At 65.0% G+C, this 20,499-nt stretch carries 19 protein-coding genes; 9 read left to right on the plus strand and 10 right to left on the minus strand.

What is annotated here, in order from left to right; translation table 11 throughout:
• Nucleotides 1–12: 12 nt before the first annotated feature.
• Nucleotides 13–717, minus strand: coding sequence for an IclR family transcriptional regulator (locus HNS03_RS15485; RefSeq protein ID WP_367196501.1), 705 nt, complete (start codon nt 715–717; stop codon nt 13–15).
• A gap of 98 nt (nt 718–815) precedes the next feature.
• Between HNS03_RS15485 and HNS03_RS15490 the strand changes: the two genes are divergently transcribed.
• The 8 genes from HNS03_RS15490 to HNS03_RS15525 all read left to right on the plus strand — a co-directional run bounded on the left by HNS03_RS15490 (nt 816) and on the right by HNS03_RS15525 (nt 9,639).
• Nucleotides 816–1,148, plus strand: a complete 333-nt coding sequence (locus HNS03_RS15490) for a carboxymuconolactone decarboxylase family protein (RefSeq protein ID WP_367196503.1) — start codon at nt 816–818, stop codon at nt 1,146–1,148.
• A 28-nt stretch (nt 1,149–1,176) separates the two neighbouring features.
• The gene (purB, locus tag HNS03_RS15495; RefSeq protein WP_367196505.1) at nt 1,177–2,544 is read left to right on the plus strand and encodes an adenylosuccinate lyase; all 1,368 of its coding nucleotides are present in this window, start codon (nt 1,177–1,179) and stop codon (nt 2,542–2,544) included.
• Between the two features lie 85 nt (nt 2,545–2,629).
• Nucleotides 2,630–3,580, plus strand: a complete 951-nt coding sequence (locus HNS03_RS15500; protein WP_367196507.1) for a Bug family tripartite tricarboxylate transporter substrate binding protein — start codon at nt 2,630–2,632, stop codon at nt 3,578–3,580.
• A 337-nt stretch (nt 3,581–3,917) separates the two neighbouring features.
• Nucleotides 3,918–4,376 (plus strand): tripartite tricarboxylate transporter TctB family protein, encoded by a 459-nt coding sequence (locus HNS03_RS15505; protein ID WP_367196509.1) that lies wholly within the window; start codon nt 3,918–3,920, stop codon nt 4,374–4,376.
• Nucleotides 4,377–4,394: 18 nt separating this feature from the next.
• Nucleotides 4,395–5,900 (plus strand): tripartite tricarboxylate transporter permease, encoded by a 1,506-nt coding sequence (locus HNS03_RS15510; RefSeq protein ID WP_367196511.1) that lies wholly within the window; start codon nt 4,395–4,397, stop codon nt 5,898–5,900.
• Between the two features lie 45 nt (nt 5,901–5,945).
• Nucleotides 5,946–6,815, plus strand: a complete 870-nt coding sequence (gene sseA, locus HNS03_RS15515) for a 3-mercaptopyruvate sulfurtransferase (protein WP_367196513.1) — start codon at nt 5,946–5,948, stop codon at nt 6,813–6,815.
• Entirely contained in the window at nt 6,812–8,203 is a 1,392-nt protein-coding gene (locus HNS03_RS15520; RefSeq protein ID WP_367196515.1) for an MmgE/PrpD family protein, read from the plus strand. Before sseA ends, HNS03_RS15520 begins: the two co-directional genes overlap by 4 nt.
• Nucleotides 8,200–9,639: an FAD-binding oxidoreductase gene (locus HNS03_RS15525; RefSeq protein WP_367196517.1), complete on the plus strand. Its 1,440-nt coding sequence runs from the start codon at nt 8,200–8,202 to the stop codon at nt 9,637–9,639. Before HNS03_RS15520 ends, HNS03_RS15525 begins: the two co-directional genes overlap by 4 nt.
• A 200-nt stretch (nt 9,640–9,839) precedes the next feature.
• Here the strand turns inward: HNS03_RS15525 and HNS03_RS15530 are convergent, their stop codons facing one another.
• The 9 genes from HNS03_RS15530 to HNS03_RS15570 all read right to left on the minus strand — a co-directional run bounded on the left by HNS03_RS15530 (nt 9,840) and on the right by HNS03_RS15570 (nt 19,923).
• Nucleotides 9,840–10,772 carry an IclR family transcriptional regulator C-terminal domain-containing protein gene (locus tag HNS03_RS15530; protein ID WP_367196518.1) on the minus strand — a complete coding sequence of 311 codons (933 nt, stop codon included), beginning with the start codon at nt 10,770–10,772 and terminating at the stop codon, nt 9,840–9,842.
• 31 nt (nt 10,773–10,803) lie between these two features.
• Nucleotides 10,804–11,520, minus strand: a complete 717-nt coding sequence (locus HNS03_RS15535) for an ABC transporter ATP-binding protein (RefSeq protein ID WP_367196519.1) — start codon at nt 11,518–11,520, stop codon at nt 10,804–10,806.
• Nucleotides 11,501–12,271: an ABC transporter ATP-binding protein gene (locus HNS03_RS15540; protein WP_367196521.1), complete on the minus strand. Its 771-nt coding sequence runs from the start codon at nt 12,269–12,271 to the stop codon at nt 11,501–11,503. Before HNS03_RS15540 ends, HNS03_RS15535 begins: the two co-directional genes overlap by 20 nt.
• On the minus strand, nt 12,268–13,248 hold the full coding sequence (locus HNS03_RS15545) for a branched-chain amino acid ABC transporter permease (RefSeq protein WP_367196522.1): 981 nt from the start codon (nt 13,246–13,248) through the stop codon (nt 12,268–12,270). Before HNS03_RS15545 ends, HNS03_RS15540 begins: the two co-directional genes overlap by 4 nt.
• Nucleotides 13,245–14,132: a branched-chain amino acid ABC transporter permease gene (locus tag HNS03_RS15550; protein WP_367196524.1), complete on the minus strand. Its 888-nt coding sequence runs from the start codon at nt 14,130–14,132 to the stop codon at nt 13,245–13,247. The genes HNS03_RS15545 and HNS03_RS15550 overlap by 4 nt, the downstream gene beginning before the upstream one ends.
• A gap of 101 nt (nt 14,133–14,233) precedes the next feature.
• Nucleotides 14,234–14,935 (minus strand): SDR family NAD(P)-dependent oxidoreductase, encoded by a 702-nt coding sequence (locus HNS03_RS15555; RefSeq protein ID WP_367196526.1) that lies wholly within the window; start codon nt 14,933–14,935, stop codon nt 14,234–14,236.
• 16 nt (nt 14,936–14,951) lie between these two features.
• Entirely contained in the window at nt 14,952–16,649 is a 1,698-nt protein-coding gene (locus HNS03_RS15560) for a bifunctional 3-(3-hydroxy-phenyl)propionate/3-hydroxycinnamic acid hydroxylase (RefSeq protein ID WP_367196527.1), read from the minus strand.
• A 231-nt stretch (nt 16,650–16,880) separates the two neighbouring features.
• Nucleotides 16,881–18,125 carry an ABC transporter substrate-binding protein gene (locus tag HNS03_RS15565; protein ID WP_367196529.1) on the minus strand — a complete coding sequence of 415 codons (1,245 nt, stop codon included), beginning with the start codon at nt 18,123–18,125 and terminating at the stop codon, nt 16,881–16,883.
• Nucleotides 18,126–18,174: 49 nt separating this feature from the next.
• Nucleotides 18,175–19,923 carry an FAD-dependent oxidoreductase gene (locus HNS03_RS15570; RefSeq protein WP_367196531.1) on the minus strand — a complete coding sequence of 583 codons (1,749 nt, stop codon included), beginning with the start codon at nt 19,921–19,923 and terminating at the stop codon, nt 18,175–18,177.
• A gap of 142 nt (nt 19,924–20,065) precedes the next feature.
• On the opposite strand from HNS03_RS15570, the gene HNS03_RS15575 reads away from it, so the two are divergent.
• Nucleotides 20,066–20,476, plus strand: coding sequence for a nuclear transport factor 2 family protein (locus HNS03_RS15575; RefSeq protein WP_367196532.1), 411 nt, complete (start codon nt 20,066–20,068; stop codon nt 20,474–20,476).
• The last annotated feature ends 23 nt before the right edge of the window (nt 20,477–20,499 follow it).

Here is a 20,499-nt window from a genome sequence, read left to right on the forward strand (position 1 = left end):
TCAGGGGCGGCCTCACCCCGGCTGCGACTTTCGGATGAGGAAGCCGGAGCGGGCGACCTCCTCCTCCACGATGTCGACGAACGACATGAGCTGTTCGTCGGTCAAGTCGATGGCCATACCGGTGATGGTGATCGCGCCCAGGAAGGTCGCGTCGCTTTCGAACAGCGAAATGCCGATCGAAGCGAAGTGTTTGTTCCGCTCGCCGTGTGAGATGTAGTAGCCGTCCGCGCGGATGCGGGCGTTCAGCTCGCTGTCCGGCCCGGTGAACGCCTCCAGCACGCGCGCGGCAGCGCCGCCTTCGCGCATCGCCACCGATGCCCCCACCTCGACATAAAAGCGGAAATCCCGGCGTGCCTGGTCGCGAACGAGGCACAGCCGTTCGTCGTTGGAGCGGACGAAGAAGGAGGTCGTTAGCCCGGTCCGCTGGCTGATCTGCTGAACCGGCGCCTCAAGGCGCGTAATGATGTTCGACGTGGCCCGGAACAGGGCCGAAAGCCGCAGATTCGCCGGTCCCGGCGAGTAGCTGCCGTCGCTGTTTTTCTGCAGGTAGCCATGCTCGACCAGGGTGCGCAATGCGCGCAGCGCCGTCGCCTTGTCGAGTCCACTCTCCTCGGAGAGATCCTTGAGATGCCGGCGCGGATGATCCTGGGTGAAGCACTCCAGCAATCGCAGTCCACGCTCCAGAACGCCGGTCGGCGGTTTTCGGGTCGATTCCATGCAGGTTCCTCTTCTCGCGCTTGACAGCTTCTGGTCGGATTGTTTTAATCAATGATACGCATTTCATTGTATAAAACAAGAGTAACGAGGAAGCTCCAATGGCTAACCGCTACTATGATGCCGACGACGCCCGTCACCGGATGGAGATGTCGAAGCTTGCCCCGGCCGACTTCAAGGCCTGGATGGAGCTGAATCAGATTCCCGGCAAGGACCACGGCACAATCCCGCCGCGCACCCGCGAGATCGTGGCGATCGCGGTCGCACATGCCACCGGCTGCCCCTACTGCATCGAATCCCACGTCAAGAAGGCGAAGGCGCTCGGCGTGACGAAAGAGGAGGTCGCGGAAGCCGTGCTCCTCTCTGCCGCTCTGTGCGCTGGCGCCGCCGCTGCGCATGGCGGTCTCGCCATGAAGTTCTTCGAGGCTGAATAGCGGCATCCGAGCGCTTCTGGAGAACGAAATGAGCGTATCCGTCTTCGACATGACGACGATGCAGCATCTGTGGAGCACCCCGGAGCTGCGCGAGATTTTTTGCGAAACCAACCGGCTGCAGAAGTGGCTGGATTTCGAGGCCGCGCTTGCCAAGGTGCAGGCGCGTCTCGGCCTCATTCCGCAAGCGGCCGCCGACGAGATCGTCGCGGCCTGCCGGATCGAGACGATCGACCTGGAAGCGGTCGCCGCCGACGTCCGCCGTATCAAGCACACGCTCGTGCCCCTCTTGAAACAGGTTCAGAAGAATCTCTCTAAGGATGGCGCGGAATATCTGCACTACGGTGCGACGACGCAGGACGTGGTGGATACCGGGCTCATCCTTCAGTTGAAGGAGGCCGACGCGATCTTTCGGCGGGATCTGGCGGCAGTCGGTCGCGAGTTGGCCCGGCTTGCCGGCGAGCATCGCGACACCGTCATGGTCGGCCGGACCCACGGCGTCCAGGCACTGCCGATCACCTTCGGCCACAAGTGCGCCATTTGGCTCGACGAGCTGTCGCGCCACGCGCGTCGCCTCGACGAGTGCGCGCCGCGTGTCTTCGTCTGCATGGTCGTCGGCGCCGTCGGGTCGCAGGCCTCCTACGGTCCTCGTGCTCATGAGATCGAAAAGGGTGTCGCCGAGGAGCTCGGCCTGGGCGCCACGGACATTAGCTGGGCTCCGTCGCGCGACCGGGTCGCTGAGTACGTCACGCTGCTGGCGATGATCGCCGGAACGCTCTCCAAGATCGGCAACGAGCTGTTCAACATGCAGCGCAACGAGTTCGCCGAGGTCGAAGAGGGCTTTACGGAAGGCAAGCTCGGCTCCTCGACCATGCCCCACAAGCGCAACCCGGTTGCCGCCGAGAATGTCGCGATGCTGTCGCGCAGCGTCCGCTACAACGCCGCGATGATGCTCGAGGCCATGGTGCAGGAGCATGAGCGCGACGGGATCGCCTGGAAATCCGAATGGAAGTCCGTTCCGGAAACCTGCCTCGTGACCGGCGCGATCCTGTTCCAGGCGGCCGGACTTCTGAAGGGGCTGCGCGTCAACCAGGATGCGATGGCCCGCAACGTCGACATGATGAAGGGCTACCTGCTCTCTGAACGGGTGATGCTCGAGCTCGGTGACAAGGTCGGCAAGAATACCGCTCACGAGTGGCTTTACGAGGCTTCCATGAGCGGCATCGAGAAAGGCTTGAGCTTCGCCGATGCGCTCAGGGCCCACCACGAGGTGGCCGACGTCTTCACCGACGAGGAAATCGAAAAGCTGACCGAGCCGTCCCGCTATCTCGGCGCGGTGGGCGAAAGCATCGATCGCGTCCTCGCGCGGGAAACCGGCGCGGCGTGGCTCGCCGCATAGTGAGCTTCGAGCCCGCGGACACGCGGGCCGAAAAAGAAGATCCGGACAACCGGACGACAATATTAGTCCAATCGTGGAGGAAATGATGAAGAGACTTCTGCTCGTTGCCGCCGGCGTTTGCGCGTTGGCGATTCCCGCTCAGGCTTTTCCCGACAAGCCGATCGAACTGGTCGTTCCGTTCTCTCCCGGCGGCGGCAGCGACGTGTCGGCCCGTATCTTCGCCGGTTGTCTCGAAGACAAGCTGCCGGTCAAGGTTCTGGTGAAGAACATCACCGGTGCGCGGGGCAAGATCGCCGAGGTCGAGGTGCGCGATGCGCGTCCCGACGGCACCAAGCTCCTGTGGGCTCACCAGGGCATGGACATGGCCAAGCCCACTGGTCGTTCCGACTACAACTATACCGCGTTCGCGCCGGTCGCGAGCTCTGTCGTGATGAACTACGGCATCTTCTCCGGCAAGGGCAGCGGCATCGACAGCGTCGAAACGCTGACCGAGAAGGTGAAGGCCAATCCCGGCGAGGTCACGGTCGGCACGGCTTTGAACGGCTTCTCCCATTTCGCCGTGCTCGACTTCATGGATGCCGCTGGCCTCTCGGTCGATGAGCTGAAGACGATCCCGATGTCCGGCGACAAGACGCGCATCGTCGCGACCATCCAGGGCAACCTCACCCTCGTTCCGACGGCCGTTGGTGCCGCCGCGCCCTATGTCGATTCCGGCGATATCGTTTCGGTCGCCGTTCTGTCCGACAAGCGCGATCCCCGGCTGAAGGATGCCGAGACGGCCGAGGAGCAGGGCGTCGACGCCACCTTCGCCATGTATTTCACCACGTTCGCACCGAAGAACACCCCGCAGGATCGCATCGATATCCTGGCGGACGCCTGGATGGAGGCCGCGAAGGATCCGGCCTGCGTGGCGAAGCTCTCCAAGCAGTCGATGACGGTGGACGCCGCCCGCGGCGAGGAGCTCGATCAGGATCTCGCCAAGCGGTACGACCGCATCGTGACTCTGACGAACAAGTTCAACCTGAAGAGCGACTAGCGCCTTTTTCGGTTAAGCGGGAACGCCCGACCGATATGATATGGTTTTAGACTCAATAGGTTGGGTAAGTTCTTATCGTTCGAATAGAGTCAATTTGAACGGGACATGCTCTAGGGGAAAGAGGGCGTCTCCGGGCGACGACCGCCGGAGGCGCCCGCCTCCCATGCCCGCCTTGCCGGGCGGGAGAGGGAAACACCCCCAGTCGCTCCAACCCAAGTCCACAACAGCCTTTTAAGTCACGTGGCCCGTGGGTGGATCGAATGCTCCGCCCCATGCGATTTGTCGGCCGAGACCGGACTTTAAGACCGGTCGGTGGGCGATCGTGGAGGACATCGTCATGCGCACCACAGATTTGATCTTCAGCGCCGTCTATCTCATTGCCCTTGCGATCGCGGCATCGCAGATCTCTCAACTTTCCGACACCACGTCGACGGTCGTCTCCAGCCACCTGTTTCCCTGGGTCGTTCTCGGGACGGGCCTCGTGATGGGCGGCCTGGAAACCGTGCGCACCGTGGTCGCGGGCAATCCTGCAGGCGCTCCGACCTTCAGGCAGGTTTGGGAGCATGCGTTCAAGTGGCGCCGGCTGCTGCTGTTCGTGCTGTTCGTGGTCTATCTCCTGGCGATTACGACCGTCGGCTTCATGCCGGCGACGGCAGTGTTCTGCTTCGCGACGATCATACTGCTCTCGCCCAAGCGGAGCCTGCGCGAGGTGATCCTCGCGGCCGTGATCACCGGAGCGACCATCTACCTCATCTACCTTCTGCTCGTGGTCTATCTGCAGGCCTTCCTGCCTTGAGCCGTACGGAGCTCTGACATGTACGATCTCGTTCTTTCGGCGGCGGGAAGCGTTTTCGAGCCCGCCACGCTTCTGGCCATCATGCTCGGCGTCGCCGGGGGGCTGGTGATCGGATCGATCCCCGGCCTGACCAGCACCATGGCCATCGCTCTGATGGTCCCGATCACCTATGCGATGGACATCACCTTCGCGCTGCCGCTCTTGATGGGCGTCTATTGCGGCGCGATTTCCGGCGGCCTCGTCGGTGCCATTCTCCTGAACATTCCCGGCACCCCGGCCTCGGCGGGAACCTGTCTGGACGGTTATCCGATGGCCGCCAAGGGCCAGGTGATGCGGGCGCTCGGCCTCGGCGTCTACGCCTCCATGCTCGGTGGCGTGCTGTCCGGTCTGGCGCTCGTCCTGATCGCGCCGCTTCTGGCCAAGGTGGCTCTCAGCTTCGGGCCCTGGGAGTATTTCTCGCTCGTCGTCTTCACCTTCAGCTGTATTTCGGCCATGTCGTCGAAGGGGCGGACCATCAAAGCCTTCATGGCGGCCTTTATCGGCCTTGCGATTGCGCTGGTCGGGCTCGACGAGTCGTCCGGCCAGGTGCGCATGACGTTCGGCATCACGGCGTTCGAGTCGGGCTTTAACGAGCTGCCGGCGCTGATCGGGCTCTACGCGATCCCGCAGCTTCTGGCCGACACCGACGACATCGGCCGCCGCGCGACGATGCTCAAGGTCGACTATCAGATGCGCGCCTTCATGTCGGCGTTCGGCGAGGTCATCTCCCGATCCCGCGACCTTCTGCGCTCTACGGTAATCGGCATCGTCATCGGCATTCTGCCCGGCGTCGGACCGGGTCTGTCGAACATCGTCGCCTATGGCCAGGCCCGTCGCGCCTCGCGCTCGCCGGAGCGGTTTGGCAAGGGCGAGCTTCCCGAGGCCGTCATTGCGCCGGAAGCGGCGAACAACGCCTCCATGGGTGGCGCGCTGATCCCGATGCTGACGCTCGGTATCCCGGGAGACGCGTCGACCCTGATGATGCTCGGCGCCTTCATGTTGCACGGCCTAGATCCCGGACCGCTTCTGTTCCGCGACCACGGCGAGATCGTCTGGATCGTGTTCCTGGCCTATTTCGTGGCGTTCGCCTTCTGCACGGTGCTCTACCACTTCTTCATTCCGCTGATCGTCAAGGCGGTGTCGGTGCCGCGCCAGTACGTCATTCCGGTGCTTTTGATCCTGTGCACGGTCGGCTGCTACGCGCTGAACAACCGGATGTTCGACGTTTATTGCTTCCTCGGCTTCGGCTTGCTCGGCTACTTCCTGCAGATCGCGCGCGTGCCGGTTCTACCGGTGATCCTGGGGCTCATCCTGGGGCCGATGGCGGAGGAGCAGCTCAATTTGGCGCTTGCCTTCTCCAATGGCTCCATCCTGCCGTTCTTCACCCGGCCGATCTCGGCGGTGATCCTCTTCGTCGCGGCTGCGAGCCTGATTGCCCCGATGATTTTCAACCGGAAACGGTCTCTTCCGGAACCGGCGGAATGACCGGTTCGTGGGGCCCGACCTTCTCATGATTCAAGGAGTTACCCGATGACCGTAGCGATGCCTCCGCTCGTCGAACCGTCCTGGCTCTTGTCGCGGCTTAACGACCCGACGACGGTCGTCCTCGACGCGAGCTGGTGGATGCCGGCCCAGAAGCGCGATGCCGACGCGGAGTTTCGCGATGGCCACATTCCCGGTGCACGTCGGTTCGACTTCGACGTGAAGGTCGCTGCGAGGGAGACCTCGCTGCCGCACATGCTGCCGCCGGCGGATCTCTTCGAGACGGAGGTCCGAGCCCTGGGCGTCAACCGCGACAGCGTCGTCGTCTGCTACGACAAGGCCGGCATTTTCGCCGCGCCGCGGGCGTGGTGGATGTTCAAGGCGATGGGGCACGCCGCCGTCGCGGTTCTGGACGGCGGCTTTCCGGATTGGGTCGAGGCTGGAGGTGCGGTCGAGACCGGTGAGCCCTCCGCCGCGCCGGCCGGAGATTTCGAGGCCGCGCCGGACAGTGCCCGGCTACGTGACGCCGATCAGGTTCTGGCCGCTCTTCAGGCGAAGTCGGCGCAGGTGATCGACGCGCGTTCGGCGCCCCGCTTCAACGGCGAGGAGGCCGAGCCGCGACCGGGCCTTCTGTCCGGGGCGATGCCGGGCGCGCTCAACCTGCCCTTCGACCAGGTGCTTGCCGACGGTCGGATGCGGTCGCCGGAGGCGCTTGCGCGCGCCTTCTCAGAGGCGGGCGTGGACGCCGGCAAGCCGCTGATCGCGAGCTGCGGTTCCGGGGTGACGGCGGCGGTCCTGGCACTTGCCGCCGAGCGCGCGGGCCTCGCGCCGGCCGCCGTCTATGACGGCTCCTGGGCGGAATGGGGGCAGGAGAGCCGACCGGATCTGCCGGTCGTTCCGGGCGGGAGGGTCGCGTGAGCGAGCCGCTTTTAGGGCCGTTGGCGCAGTGGTGCGCGGCCTTTGACGCGCGCGCCTGCGACGCGGAGGACCGGGCGCGGCTGTTCGCGATCGCCCTCGACTATGCCTCCGCGCTGCTGTCGGGAACCGGCCATGTGCTGGCACCGCCTTACAGGGCGGCGCTCGCCGGCCCCCAGGCCGGAGAGGGACCGTGTGGCGTGGCCGGATCCTCTCGCCCCGCGCCGGTCTCGGCGGCGGCGCAGGCGAACGCCGCGACGGCGCACTTCTGGGAAGTGGACGACGCCCACCGCACCTCCACGTCCCATCCCGGCGTCACCGTGCTGCCGGTGGTGATGGCGCTCGCCGAGGCCGACCCGTCGATTCCGCTCGATCGGCTGCAAGGGGCCGTGGTGGTCGGCTACGAGGCCATGTTGCGGGTCGGTTCCTGGCTTGGGCCGGCTCACTACGCCGTCTGCCACACGACGGCGACGGCGGGCTGCTTTGCCGCCGCCGCTGCGGCTGCGCACGCGCTGGGGCTCGATACCGACCGGACGCTTGCCGCCTTCGGCCACGCAGGTACCCAGGCGGCCGGTCTGTGGCAGTTTCTCGACGATGACGTCTCCGCCGCCAAGGCGTTCCACTGTGCCACGCCGGTGCGCAACGGGCTTGCTGCGGCCTTCCTGGCGCAGGCCGGTATTCCGGGTGCGCCGCACGTTCTGGAAGGACGTCGCGGTATGGCGCGAGCCTGGGGCCTCGACGGTGGCCCGGCCGATATGCTGCGGCCGGAAGGACGTGCCATGATGCACGACGTGACCGTCAAAGGATGGCCGACCTGCGGCCAGATGCACAGCGCCCTCGACTGCGCCACGGATGTCGCAGCCCAGATCGACGCGAAAGCCGGCGAGATCGCCTCGGTGCTGGTTGAGGTGCCGCAGAGCTGTCTCGACGTCGCCTTTCGCACGGCCCCGCGTGACGTCGCGGCCGCGAAGTTCGCGACCGCCTTCTGTATTGGCGCCGTGCTGGCCGGCCGTCCGCCGACCTTCACCGGTCTGAACGAGGATCTCCTGGCCGATCCCGCGGTGCGTGCCCTCGAGGCGATGACCGAGGTTCGCGCCGAGCCGGCGTTCACGGCGCGCTTTCCGAAGGAACGGCCGGCGCGGGTGAGCGTGACGATGGCCGATGGGCGGCAATTGAGCGCCGAGCGCTCCCACCGTCGCGGCGATCCGGAGGAGCCTTGGAGCGAGGCGGAGATGATCCGCCGTGCGAGCGACATTCTCACGCTCGCCTGCGTGCCGGTCGATGTCGACCGTCTGGTTGGCTGGTGTCGCGGCTTTGCCTCCGCGGATGCGAACGGGCGCTGGCGTGCGGCCGACCTCGTCGGGTTTTCTCTTGCGGAGACGATGGCATGACCCTTCAAGCTCGCTCGGTCGATCGCGTTTTGCCCGATGGGTTCGTCGCTCGTCTGGCTACGGTGCTTGATCCCGCCGGCCTGATTACAGATCCGTCCGATCGCGCGTCCTATCTCATCGAGGAGCGCAGCCTGTTCGAAAGCCGCGCCGAAGTCGTCGTCGCGCCGAAGACGGCCGAAGAGCTGGCCGCGACCGTTCGGCTCTGCGCGGAGGCGGGCGTCCCGCTGGTGCCTCAGGGCGGGGCGACCGGTCTCGTCGGCGGCGCGGTCGCAGGCACGGGCGATGTGCTCGTATCGCTCAAACGCATGAACCGGATCCTGGATGTCGATCCGGTGAATTTCACCATCTCCGCCGAGGCCGGCTGCGTGCTGGCCGACCTGCAAGAGGCTGCACGCGAGGCGGGCTGCCTGTTCCCACTCAGCCTCGGGGCAGAGGGAAGCTGCACCATCGGCGGCAACATCGCCAGCAATGCCGGCGGCGTCGGAGTGCTGCGATACGGCAACACCCGCGAGCTGACGCTGGGCCTGGAGGTGGTGCTGCCCGACGGGCGGATCTGGAATGGGATGCGGCCGCTCTACAAGGACAACAGCGGCTATTCTCTGAAAAATCTCTTCATCGGCAGCGAGGGCACGCTGGGGATCGTTACCGCAGCGGTGATGAAGCTGTTCCCGCAACCGCAGCAGCGCGAGACGGCCTTCTGCGCGCTGGGCTCGGTGGAGGATGCGCTGGCGCTGCTGTCGCTGGCGCGGCGCCTGAGCGGGGATGGCGTCAGCGCCTTCGAGCTGATGTCGGATTTCTCCCTCGATATCGTCTGCAAGCACACGGAAGGACGCCGGCCTTACGATACGCAAGCGCCGTGGCACGCTCTGATCGAGCTGACCACCTCGCGCCCTGGCGACGATCTCCGGCGCTGTTTCGAGAGCATCCTGGAGGCGGCCTTCGAGCAGGGGCTTGTGCTGGATGGCGTGGTCGCGGAGTCGGAGGACCAAGCGGGACGGCTGTGGCAGCTCAGGGAGGCGACGCCGGAAGCCCAGAAGCGGGCCGGCGGCAGCATCAAGCACGACGTCTCCGTGCCGGTTTCGCGCATTCCGGAATTCATCGCGACGGCAAGTGCGGCGGTGATGGAGCGGATGCCGGGGGTGCACGTCTGCGCTTTTGGTCACGTCGGCGACGGTAACGTCCATTACAATCTCACCCAGCCCGACGATATGGACAAGGCGGCATTTCTGGCCCGCTGGGGCGAGATGAATGCCATCGTCCACGAGGTGGTGCGTACCATTGGCGGCTCGATCTCGGCCGAGCACGGGGTCGGCCTTCTGAAGCTTCAGGAGCTCGCCGACTTCCGCAGCGATGTCGAGAACGACCTGATGCGGAGCTTGAAGCGGGCGCTCGATCCAGACAACCGGATGAACGCGGGCAAGCTCGTCGCGATTTGAGGACGACGATGTCGCCCGGCAGACGTCTGGGAACGAGGAGCTCGCCCCGTTCCGCTTTTCTCCGAATCGCGGAGCGGGTCTGAGTTATTGTTTTGACGCGGACGGCCAACGGTTTCCATTTGGCCTGAAAACGCTTTCGCTGAAATAAGTCCGGACGAATAACGGTGTTGATGTCGGTTCCGCTCCTGTCGAGACCGACGTCAGGAGCGTTGGACAAGTCGAGGCGTCCGTTCGCCCATATCGCTGGTCGCGAAGGCGGACGACTGTCGCGCCGCCAATTCGGCTTCGATCGCGGCGACGGTCTGTCGGAGACGCTCCAGATACCGGTCCGCCGCCTCTCCGGGCGCCATCGCACTGCTGAAGAAGATGATGTTGATGGCGCCCAGGACGCGGCTTCCGCTGCATACCGGAAGCGCGATCGCGCCGATGTTGCTTTCGATGGTTCCGATCGCGGCGGCGTAGCCCTGTTCGCGGACCTCGGTGGCAGAGCGCCGGATAGCGCCGGCCGCTCTGGCATCGGCGGCGTCGGGACCGTTCATGTGCGCGAGTGAAGCGATCAGCTCCTCAAGCTCTTCCGACGGAAGCGCCGAGGTCAGCGCCTTGCCGAGGGCGGACCGGAACAGCGGGCGCGTGTTTCCGATCATCGCGCGATGGGTGCTGAGCGGGCTCATGCCGTGCGTCGAGGCGGCGATGTGAAGGCCGCCCTCGGACAGAACGGCGAAGTCGCTCGGCCACTTGATCACCTGCGTCAGGCGCGTGAGGTGGCCGACGACGATCTGCGCCACGAGATCGCTGTCGCGCAGGTTCTGCGTCATGTGCAGCAATTTCCGCGACAGGTTGACCGAGCCGTCCTCCTTGCGGCGGACGACGTAACCGGCCTCGATCAGCGTGTTCACCAGGCGATAGAGCGAGGTCCGGTCGATGCCGGTATGGATGCTGAGCTTGCCGAGCTTCGTCCAACCGAGCCTGCCAAGCGCTTCCATGACCGTCAGCCCGCGCTGCAGGGCGCGCACGTCCTTATAGGTCGGGCGGTTTTCAACGGCTGTCGGCCGCTTGTCCGGGCACGCCGGATCGTTTGCGGCCGTAGGTTCCGGACCGTGGGCGTGAACCGTCTTGAACGATTTAACCGTCACTTGCGCGTTCTCCTCGTCCTGGCGAACACCTTCATACCGCCAGGAAGCGTTCGATCCGCTCCGCGTCGGCGTCGAAGGCCTCCCAGCCTCCGGAAAACACGATACGCCCGGTATCGATGACGAACACCTGTTCGGTGCAGTGTCGGGCGAAACTGACATTCTGTTCCGCCAGCAAAAGGGAGGTTCCAGCTCGCTCCCGGATGCCGGCGATCTGTTCGGCCAGGTCCTGTACGATGATCGGCGCCAGCCCTTCGGCCGGTTCGTCCAGCAGCAGAAGCTGGGGTTTCGACACCAGCCCGCGCGCGACCGCGAGAATTTGCTGCTGACCGCCGCTGAGCTGGTCGCCGCGGCGATCGAGCAGGTCGGCCAGCATCGGAAACAGCTCCGTCACCTGGGAAAGCGTCAGCGGCGTGTCGCCGTTGCGTGTGGCCCTGCGGCCCATCAGCAGGTTCTCCGCGACGGATATGTGCGGAAAAATCCGACGGTCTTCCGGGACGAGGCTCAAGCCGGCAGCGGCGCGGCGATGGGCCGGCAAGCGCATGATCGCGTCACCGTTGAGACGGATGTCGCCCCGCACGGTCGGGCCGGCCGCCATGATGCTCTTCAACAGCGTCGACTTGCCCGCACCGTTGCGTCCAAGCAAAGCAACCCCGCTGCCCGCAGTGATCTCAAGCGAGATCGAATGCAGAATGTGGCTGTCGCCGTAGAAGGCGTCGCAGTCTCTGATCTCAAGAAGCGGAGACGTCATGACCCAGATAGACTTCCTTCACGCGCGGATTTGACCTCACCGCCTCGGGCGAGCCGGTGGCGATCACCTCCCCGTAGTTGAGGACGGTGATGGAGGTGGCGAGGCCGAAGACGACCTCCATGTCGTGCTCGGTGAGCAGGAGGGAGAACTCGCCCTTGGCGAGGAGCCGGGAGATGAGGTCGATGCTGCGGCGTCGGTCGGCAGGCGCCATGCCAGCCGTCGGCTCGTCGAGCATCAAAAGGCGGGGCCGCGCGGCGAGCGCCATCGCCAGCTCAAGGCTCTTCTTGTCGCCGTGGGAAAGCAGGCCGGCCGGCCAGTCGGCCACCGTATCGAGCGAGAATTCATCAAGCATCGCACGGGCGGCCTTCCGCACGGTGTCCGACGGACGCAGCCGCAACAGCTCAAATACGCTCGCCGTCTGCCGCCTCTTGGCCTCCAGTGCCACGACCACATTCTCGAAGGTCGTCAGGTCCTTGAAGGTGCGGGCGACCTGAAATGTCCGTCCGATCCCCAGCCGTGTCCGCCGCCAGCCGGGCATGGCGGTCACATCGTGGCCGGCAAAGCGAACGACGCCCTTGTCCGGTATCAGCTCGCCGCTCAGCACCTTGAACAGCGTGGTTTTGCCCGCCCCGTTCGGCCCGATCACCACATGGGCGTCTCCGGCCGCGATCGCGAGATCGACGCCCTTGAGGACGGAAATACGGCCGTAGCCTTTCTCGATCCCGGCGGCATCCAGTAGCGGCTCGGTCATCGCGCGCTCCTTCTGCGGACCAGACGCGCAATGCTCTGGAAAACGCCCAGAACGCCGCCGGGAATGGCCAGCACCACCACAAGCAGGAGCCCGCCGGTGATCACCTCCGTCATGCCCACCAGGGTTCGCGTCGCATAGGAGAGGACCGCAAACAAGACGGCGCCGACCGCCGGTCCCCAGAAGAAGCCGGAGCCGCCGAGCATGGCGTAGAGGATCGGCTTGGTCGATTGCGTCCAGTAGCCGAGATCCGGCGTTACGATCTGGGTCAACGGTCCGAGCAGCGCGCCGGCCATGCCCGTCACCGCGCCGGCCAGCACAAAGGCGGCGACGCGAAAGCCCTGAACGTTGATGCCAAGAAAGGCCGAGCGATCGGCATCCTGCTTGATGGCCTTCAGCGTTCGTCCGAACTGGCTGCTGGTCGAATACCACATGACCGCGATCAGCACCGCGCACACGGCGAGCACGAAATAGTAGAAATGGACGCTCTCCGTCAGAGATATGGCGGCAATCCCGAGCTCCAGATCGGGACGCGTAATGCCCGTCAATCCGTCTTCGCGGCCGAGGAATTCGCTCTTGCTGACGGCGACGAAGCCGAGGGAGGCGAACGCCAATGTCAGCACCGCGAAATAGACGCCCGAAACCCGACGCAAGGCGACAAGGCCAATGACCATCGCCACGAAAGCGGAGGCAACGCCCGCCAATATCAGCGTGGGCAGGATCGAGACGCCTGAAAACTTGATCGCCACTCCCGCGGCGTAGGCTCCGACGAGGATGAAGCCGGCCTGGCCGAAGCTGAGCACGCCGACAGTGGCGAACAGGAAGTTGAAGGCGAGGGCGATGACGATGTCGATCGCCACGAGGCCGGCCAGGAAGACGATGCCGGCGTTCGCGTAGAGCGGAAGCGTGGCGCCGATCAGGAGTGCGCCGGCGAGGATTGCGACGAACTGCGAGAGGCGAGGGGAGCCGAGCCGGTTCATCGCGCAAACTCGCTGCTGATGAGGCCCTTGGGCCGGACAAGAATCATGCCGGCGAGAGCGACGTAGAAGAAGATGCCGGGAAAGGCCGGGAACAGCGCCGTGCCGAAGGCGTCGATCAATCCGAGCAGGATGGCGGCGTAGAATGCACCGCGGATGCTTCCCATCCCGCCCACGATGATCGCGCCGAAGGCCTGGATGATGGAGATGCCGCCGAGTTGCGGGCTGAGGCCCTGGTTGGCCGCCAGCAGGCCGCCGGCAAGACCGGCAAGCGCGAAGCCGATGACGATGGTCAGCGAGTAGACCCGCTCGACGTTGACGGAGAGAAGGCTCGACATCCATGGGTCGATGGCAACCGCCTGGACCAGCTTGCCTGGCGTGGTGTGGAACAAAAACCATTCCAGACCGATGAACGCGAGCACCCCGCACACGATGACGAAGAGCGAGTAGTAGGGCAGCAGCACCGGACCGACGAAGACGGCGCCGATCAGGATCTCGGGCGGAACCACAAGATGGTTGCCGGCGCCCCAAATGCCCTTGACCAATCCTTCGACGAGGAGAAGGAGCGCATAGGTGGCGATCAGGACGTACGCGCTTTCCACGTTCCTCAGGCGGCGGAAAACGACGAGGTCGACGATCAGGCCGGCCGCGGCGATCACAATACCCGCGCCCACGCTGACGGCGAGATAGCCCGCAAAGGAGAGATCGTCTCCGATCACCTGCGTGACCGAAAACAGGAGATAGGCCCCCAGCATCAGGAAGCCGCCGTGGGAGAAGTTCAGGATGTGCAGGACGCCGAAAATGAGCGTCAGCCCGGAGGCGACGAGGAAGGTCGCCATTGCCCAGGTGAGCGCATTGAAGACGATCGTGGCGATATCGAACAGCATTCGGCCTCGAAATTTAGAGAAGGCGCGGCGAACCTGCTTCAGTCGTTCGCTTAGCCGCAATTTTGAACGGACAGCCGGTTCCCACTTTTCTTGAAATGACTCTATGCGGCCAAGCCGCCGTCGATGGCGACTTCGGCCCCGGTCATGTACGAACTTCGGTCGGACAGAAGGAACAGCACGACTTCGGCGATTTCCTCCGCCGTTCCGCAGCGACCCATTGGAACGGCGGCGAGGCGACGCGTTCGCTCCTCCGGCGACCACTGGCTCAGCATCTGCGTATCGACCAAGCCGGGACAGACGCAGTTCACCCGGATGTTCCTGCCGGCCAATTCCAGCGCCGCCGCGCGGGACATTCCCCTGAGCGCCCACTTGGTGGCGCAATAGGCAAAGGCCTGGCCGGAGCCGCGCAATGCTGCGGTGGAGGCGACATTGACGATCGACCCGCCGCCGGAGCGCTCCATGGCCGGGACCGCCGCCTTAAGGCCCAGAAAACAGCCGAACTGGTTGACGCTCACATGGTCCTGCCACAGCGCCGGGTCGGTTTCCGACAATTGGCCCGGCCGATAGACGCCGGCATTGTTCACGAGGCCGTGCAGCCCGCCCTTGGCTTCGGCGACGCCGACGGCGCGTGCCCAGTCGTCCGCGCGGGTGACGTCGTGTTCCACGAAGGTCGCACCACCGCCGATGTCGGCGGCGAGCTTTTCTCCCTGCGCCACCTGTCGGTCGCTGACGATGACGGTGGCCCCCTGGGCGGCCAACAGACGGGCCTCGGCCGCTCCCTGTCCTCCGGCCCCTCCGGTCACCAGAATGATTTTTCCCTCAAACTCCACCGGCTGTCCCCTCCAAAGGTTCGCGTGTGAGCGCGAGAGCGCTGCGACGATCGCTCGCGGAGGAGGCGACCGGCTCCGTTTCGGGCGTCGTGCACAGTGTCTTGGCGAGCGCTTCCAGCAGGGCCGATATGTCTTGCGGGCCACCTGCAGCCGCCACGAAGCGATCGGGCCGCAGCACGACCAGGGAGATCCGCGACAGTGCGAACCAGTCCTTCAGGGCGAGGGTTGGGTCGCCGACGATCTCTGCGTGATCGCCGACCGATCCAGCCGACAGTCCAAACTCGGAGTCGGGACGAACGACGATGATCTTGGCATCGAGGCGCTGCCATATGCGGCGCGCCTCCTCCGACATGTAGACCCAGGGATCCACCGCCCAGGAGACGATCGCGAAGCCGTTGCCGATAACGTCGTCGAGCAGCGCAAGGCCGTCCGGCCGTCGTACCTGTGGCTGGATGAAAAGTCGCCCCACCACGGCCCGTGCCGGGCCCCGGCCAGGAACGATCGCGCCGTTTTCATAGCTCGGCATCGGCTTGAACCGCATCTGGACGATGTAGCTCTTGAGCGGAGGGATCCAGTTGCTCAGCGAAAACAGGATATCGCGTGTCGCGGCGAGGGCCTTGTTGGTCGGAGAGAAGATCCGCCCGGCGGTCGTGGAGATCCAGATCATCGCCTTGGCATGATCGCGGCGTTCCAGGGTGTAGGTATCCAGGAGCGCGCCGGAGCTGCGCCCTTTCAGCACTTCGACCAGCTTCCAGCCGAGATTGGTCGCGTCGCGGATGCCGGTGTTGTAGCCCTGACCCTGCCAGACCGGCATCAGATGGGCGGCGTCGCCGGCGATCAGGACGCGGCCCTTGCGGAAGGTCTCCGCAATGCGCGCGTGATGGGTGTAGACGCGGCTGCGAATGACGTGCGCGCTCTCCGGGTCGGGCATCACCCGTGCCAGAAGACCGTGGAGCCCTTTCGGGCTGGTCAGCTCCTCGTCGGTTTCTCCCGGCATGACCATGAACTCCAGTCGGCGTACGCCATGGGGCAGGGCGATGCTCACGAACGGCCGGGACGGATCGCAGACGAGAATGGTGTTCGGGATCGCGACCGGGTCTTGTTCCAGATCGACCACGATCCAGCGGGTTGCCTCCGTCTGTCCTTCGAACGAGATGCCGAGCGACTTGCGCACCAGGCTGCGGCCGCCGTCGCACCCGACGAAATAGCTGCAGCGAACCCGGCGCAGCGGGCCGTCTGCGGTCTTGAGCTCCACTTGCACGCCCGTTGCGTCCTGGTCGAATGAAACGAGCTCCGTGGAAAAGGCGATCTGGACGTTGGGGTAACGGGTCAGCCCCTCGAACAGCACCTTGTCGACGAGCGGCTGGATGAACGCATTTCGTCTCGGCCAGCCGAACAGGTTCGCCTGCGGCCGGATCAGCGCGAGCGTCTTTCCCTTCGCCGTGCGGAACTCCATCCACTGGTGGGGGCTGGTGTGCTCCACCACCTTGTCGGCCAGGCCGATCGCCTGGAACGTCCTCAGGCATTCGTCGTCCATGCCGACGCCGCGCGGATAGTCGATCAGCGTGTCGAGTTGTTCGACCACCAGCACCTTGAGTCCGGATGCGCCGACGATATGGGCCAGCGTCATGCCGACGGGGCCGGCGCCGGCAATGATCAGATCGAACCTGTCGCTCTCGTCCGCCATGGTCTGCCATGTCTCATCAGTTGGGTGTGGGCCCACCCGCGGGCGGGCCCCAGCCAAAGGCAGATGTCACGCCCCCGACATTTGTCGGTCGGCGACTGCCGTGCCAGCAGCGTTTCCAGGCGATGTGGAAACCGGTCCGCCGTCCGGAAACGCGTAAAATCAAGGGTTTGGAGTGGTTCCACGCCGCGCTGGTCCCCGCGAAAACGGGCACCCGCATTTTCGGTCGATGCTCTATTCCAGCTTCTTGCCCGGCGACGGAGGCTCGATGAGGTCTCCGCCAGGAACTTTGTCGGCAGCCGAAATCGTCCATCCGTTCTCGTTGTCGGCGGGCTCGATGTAGACGGCTTCGATGGTCTTGATGGCCTGGTTGTCCTCGGCCCGCATTGTCCGGATACCGGTGGCCGTCTCCCATTCCATGCCTTTCAAGGCATCGATCACGGCCGCGGTCTCGGTCGATCCAGCAGTCTCGATCGCTTTCGCGAAGGCATAGATATCGGCATGGCCTTCAGCGATGTAGCCTTCGGGAGGAAGGTCATTGTACTTCGCGGCGTAGTCCTCGTAGAGCGCGTTGCTCATCGGGTTGTCTTCGTGGTTGCCATAATACCAGAAGATCGAGCCCCACCACGCCGGCGTGTGCTCCTTCATAGCCTTGGCGACCACAAATTCGTTGCCGCTGTCGTAGATGGCCTTGGCCTTCTTAGTCAGGCCATAAGGTCTCGCCTGTTGGAACAGCGTGACGGAATCGGCGCCGTAGGTTGCGTGAAACAGTCCTTCGAACGGAGTCTTCATCGCATCCGCGATGTAGCTCTTGTAGTCGCTGGAAAACAGCGGAACGACGATGGGGTCGAGAATTTCCGGCTCGACACCGGCCTCGGAGGGGAAGAATTCCTTTAGACCGCCGACGAAGGTTTCCCAGCTCGAGTGGCCGAAGTCGGTATCGGGGATGATGCCGCTCCACCTCTTCAGGTCGCCGCTCTGTTTCGAGGCGATCTGAGCCAGACCGCGCATCCGGGCGTACGGGGTCTCGCTGGCGCGAAACACGTTCGGATTGTAGTTCTCGTGGTTTAGACTGGCGGCGGAGGCCAGCGTGCCGATCAGGACGCCGTTCTCTTGCTGCATCACGGGGCCGAGCGCGGCGACGACGCTGCTGGAGTTGGAGCCGGTCAGGAGGTTCACTCCGGAGCCGAGCAGTTCGTGCGCCATGGCCGTGGCTTGGGCGACATTCGCCTTGTCGTCGCGGAATTCGAGCTGAATCGGGCGGCCGAGCACGCCGCCCTCGGCGTTGATCTGGGCCGCCGCGATCTCCACGCCTGCCTTGACGGATCGGCCCGACGTTTCCGCCGGCCCGCTCAACGGCGTCATGACACCGATGCGAATGGGATTGTCAGCGGCGTAACCGACCGACCATCGCCCATAGCTGCTGAGCGCGACCGCGCTAGCAGCCGCCCCTTTCAAGACGGTTCTTCTGGTTACCATTGATCGCTCCTCCCTGTTTTTCATTTGGCTGGCGATCCTGCGATCGCAGTCAGGCGCGTTCCCTAGTCTCGGTGTCTTCAGTCTCAGTGTCTTCGCGCGGCGACTTGGCAACGAGGTTGCCCGCCTTGCGTGCCGCATCGAGCGCGGCCAGGTAGGCAAAGGTCAGCGATGGGCCGAGCGTGATGCCGCCGGCGGGATAGGCGCCGCCCATGACCGAGGCTCGATCGTTGCCGCAGGCATAGAGACCCTCGATCACGTTGCCGGAGCCGTCGAGCACGCGGCTGTCGGCGTCGGTCGCGAGCCCGTGGATGGTGCCGATATCCCCCGGTTCGATCCGGATTGCGTAGAACGGTCCACGTTCCAAGGGCGCGAGCGACGGGTTCGGCTTGATGTCGGGCGCGCCGAGATTGCGCTGATAGATCGTGCTGCCGCGCCCGAACTCCCGGTCGACGCCACGGCGGGAATCGTCGTTGAAACGGTCGACGGTGGTTCGCAGTGTGGAGGTATCAACGCCGATCGCTTGCGCAAGCTCTTCGATCGTTCGCCCCGACAGCAGGTAGCCGGATGCCTTGTGCCGCCTCAGCGAAAAGGGGAAAGGGCGGGTGATCCCGAACGGAAACCGGCGGATGAAGCGCGTGTCGCACACCAGGTAGGCCGGCAGTTGGTCGCCCGTCAGCATCGCCTGGACGAAGACGTGATAGGGCTCCGATTCGTTCGTGAACCGCTTGCCGTGACGGTTGATGGCAATGAGGCCCGGCTTCGGGCGGTCGCCGATCAGATGCGGAAAATGCACGACCGAGCCGTCCGAGCGTTTCCCGATCGATACCGGGCACCAGAACGCTCCGTTGAGATTCCGCGTGTCGAAGGCGGCATCCCTTGCCAACGCCAGCCCGATGCCGTCGCCGGTGTTGTCCTGGGAGGCGGCGGTGAAGTTGTCTCCCGCCGGCGCCTGCAGATGGGCGCGCCGAAGTGCCGTATTCGCGGGAAAGCCGCCGGTGGCCAGCACCACGCCGAACCGTGCGCGAACGGTCATGCGTTCGGGGCGGTCCAGGACCACGCCCGAGACCTTGCCATCCTCGGCCAGCAGATCGGCGACGTTCGCCCCAAAAACCAGCGGGATGCCCCGATCGAGGATCGTTTTGTAGAGCCGTGCGACCATGGCGTTGCCGGTCGTGAGCCGCGAGCCGCGGCGATAACCGGGATGGCGGAGGCGATCGACGGCATGGTGCGCGATGAACTTTGCCGCGTGCCAGGCGGAGCGGATCGAGCGGCGCGCATTGAGGAGATGCGCAAGATCCGGTCCGTCGACCATGGCGGTCCCGAACAGGCAATTTTCCGGATAGGGCGGCCTCAGGTCGTTAAAGCGCTTTCCGAGAAGACTGCCGTCGAAATTGCGCGTGACCATCACGCGGCCATGGTTCTGCGCACCGTCGACATCCGATGAATAGTCGGGTGTGAAGGGGCGGGCCGGCATCACCAGCTCCGACACCTCTTCCAGATACTTCACCGCCTCGGGCGCGCGCCGCAGATAGACCCCCCGCTGCTCGCGTCCGACGTCCGTGCCCACAACGGTGTCAAGATAGGTCATCGCCCGGTCGACGCTGTCCTCGACGCCCTGGGCTTTCTGGAAATGGTTGTTCGGCACCCAGCAGGCCCCGCCCGAAACGGCGGACGTGCCGCCGACCTGGCGGGTCTTTTCCAGGAGCAGGACGCGCAGACCCTTGGTGTGGGCGACGATTGCGGCCGTCATTCCGGCCGACCCCGCACCGACGACGATGAGATCGTACTCAGCGTCCACGGCACCGTCTCCTTGCCGCGACTGCTGTCCACATGGGCCGAGCTGTGCACACAGTGAACGCAGCGGTGTCGTCGCTGGTCTCGGTCAGCGGGTGCTGATAGGCCGACCTCTCCGCGGCAGGAGACGTGCGGAAGGAGCCAGAATGACAATCGCCAGTGGCGCAGTCGTTGAGATTCACCAGTTGCTCGGGCGCTACTGCCATATTCTCGATGCGCGCGCATGGGATCGGCTCGGCGAGGTCTTCGCGGACAACGCGGTCCTGGACGCGGACACGGTTGGCCTCGGCGTTCATGAAGGCATCGCCGCGATCGCGGCCGTGTGGCGGACGACGGAGCATCCGATCGCCCATCATGTTAGCGCCATCGTCGTCGAAGAGCGCGAGAGCGGCGTGGCAGACATTCTCAGCAAGGGGGTCTTCGCCTGGCCGGATCGCATCACCGGTGGTGACTATATCGACGTTGCCGTCGAAGCGGGCTTGGGATGGCGGCTGCTGCGACGCCGGTACATCCGGCGCTGGTCGCTCGGGTTGCCAAACGCCGGCGCGGCGCTCTGACGGGCGTCCGGTGTGGCTGCGGC

The sequence above is a fragment of the Amorphus sp. 3PC139-8 genome, from assembly GCF_040750475.1.
Lineage (GTDB): Bacteria > Pseudomonadota > Alphaproteobacteria > Rhizobiales > Amorphaceae > Amorphus.

Coding starts and splice junctions, on each gene's coding strand:
- HNS03_RS15485 (WP_367196501.1), bottom strand. CDS start 717: ATGGAATCGACCCGAAAACCGCCGACCGGCGTTCTGGAGCGTGGACTG.
- HNS03_RS15490 (WP_367196503.1), top strand. CDS start 816: ATGGCTAACCGCTACTATGATGCCGACGACGCCCGTCACCGGATGGAG.
- purB (WP_367196505.1), top strand. CDS start 1,177: ATGAGCGTATCCGTCTTCGACATGACGACGATGCAGCATCTGTGGAGC.
- HNS03_RS15500 (WP_367196507.1), top strand. CDS start 2,630: ATGAAGAGACTTCTGCTCGTTGCCGCCGGCGTTTGCGCGTTGGCGATT.
- HNS03_RS15505 (WP_367196509.1), top strand. CDS start 3,918: ATGCGCACCACAGATTTGATCTTCAGCGCCGTCTATCTCATTGCCCTT.
- HNS03_RS15510 (WP_367196511.1), top strand. CDS start 4,395: ATGTACGATCTCGTTCTTTCGGCGGCGGGAAGCGTTTTCGAGCCCGCC.
- sseA (WP_367196513.1), top strand. CDS start 5,946: ATGACCGTAGCGATGCCTCCGCTCGTCGAACCGTCCTGGCTCTTGTCG.
- HNS03_RS15525 (WP_367196517.1), top strand. CDS start 8,200: ATGACCCTTCAAGCTCGCTCGGTCGATCGCGTTTTGCCCGATGGGTTC.
- HNS03_RS15535 (WP_367196519.1), bottom strand. CDS start 11,520: ATGACGTCTCCGCTTCTTGAGATCAGAGACTGCGACGCCTTCTACGGC.
- HNS03_RS15540 (WP_367196521.1), bottom strand. CDS start 12,271: ATGACCGAGCCGCTACTGGATGCCGCCGGGATCGAGAAAGGCTACGGC.
- HNS03_RS15545 (WP_367196522.1), bottom strand. CDS start 13,248: ATGAACCGGCTCGGCTCCCCTCGCCTCTCGCAGTTCGTCGCAATCCTC.
- HNS03_RS15550 (WP_367196524.1), bottom strand. CDS start 14,132: ATGCTGTTCGATATCGCCACGATCGTCTTCAATGCGCTCACCTGGGCA.
- HNS03_RS15560 (WP_367196527.1), bottom strand. CDS start 16,649: ATGGCGGACGAGAGCGACAGGTTCGATCTGATCATTGCCGGCGCCGGC.
- HNS03_RS15565 (WP_367196529.1), bottom strand. CDS start 18,125: ATGGTAACCAGAAGAACCGTCTTGAAAGGGGCGGCTGCTAGCGCGGTC.
- HNS03_RS15575 (WP_367196532.1), top strand. CDS start 20,066: ATGACAATCGCCAGTGGCGCAGTCGTTGAGATTCACCAGTTGCTCGGG.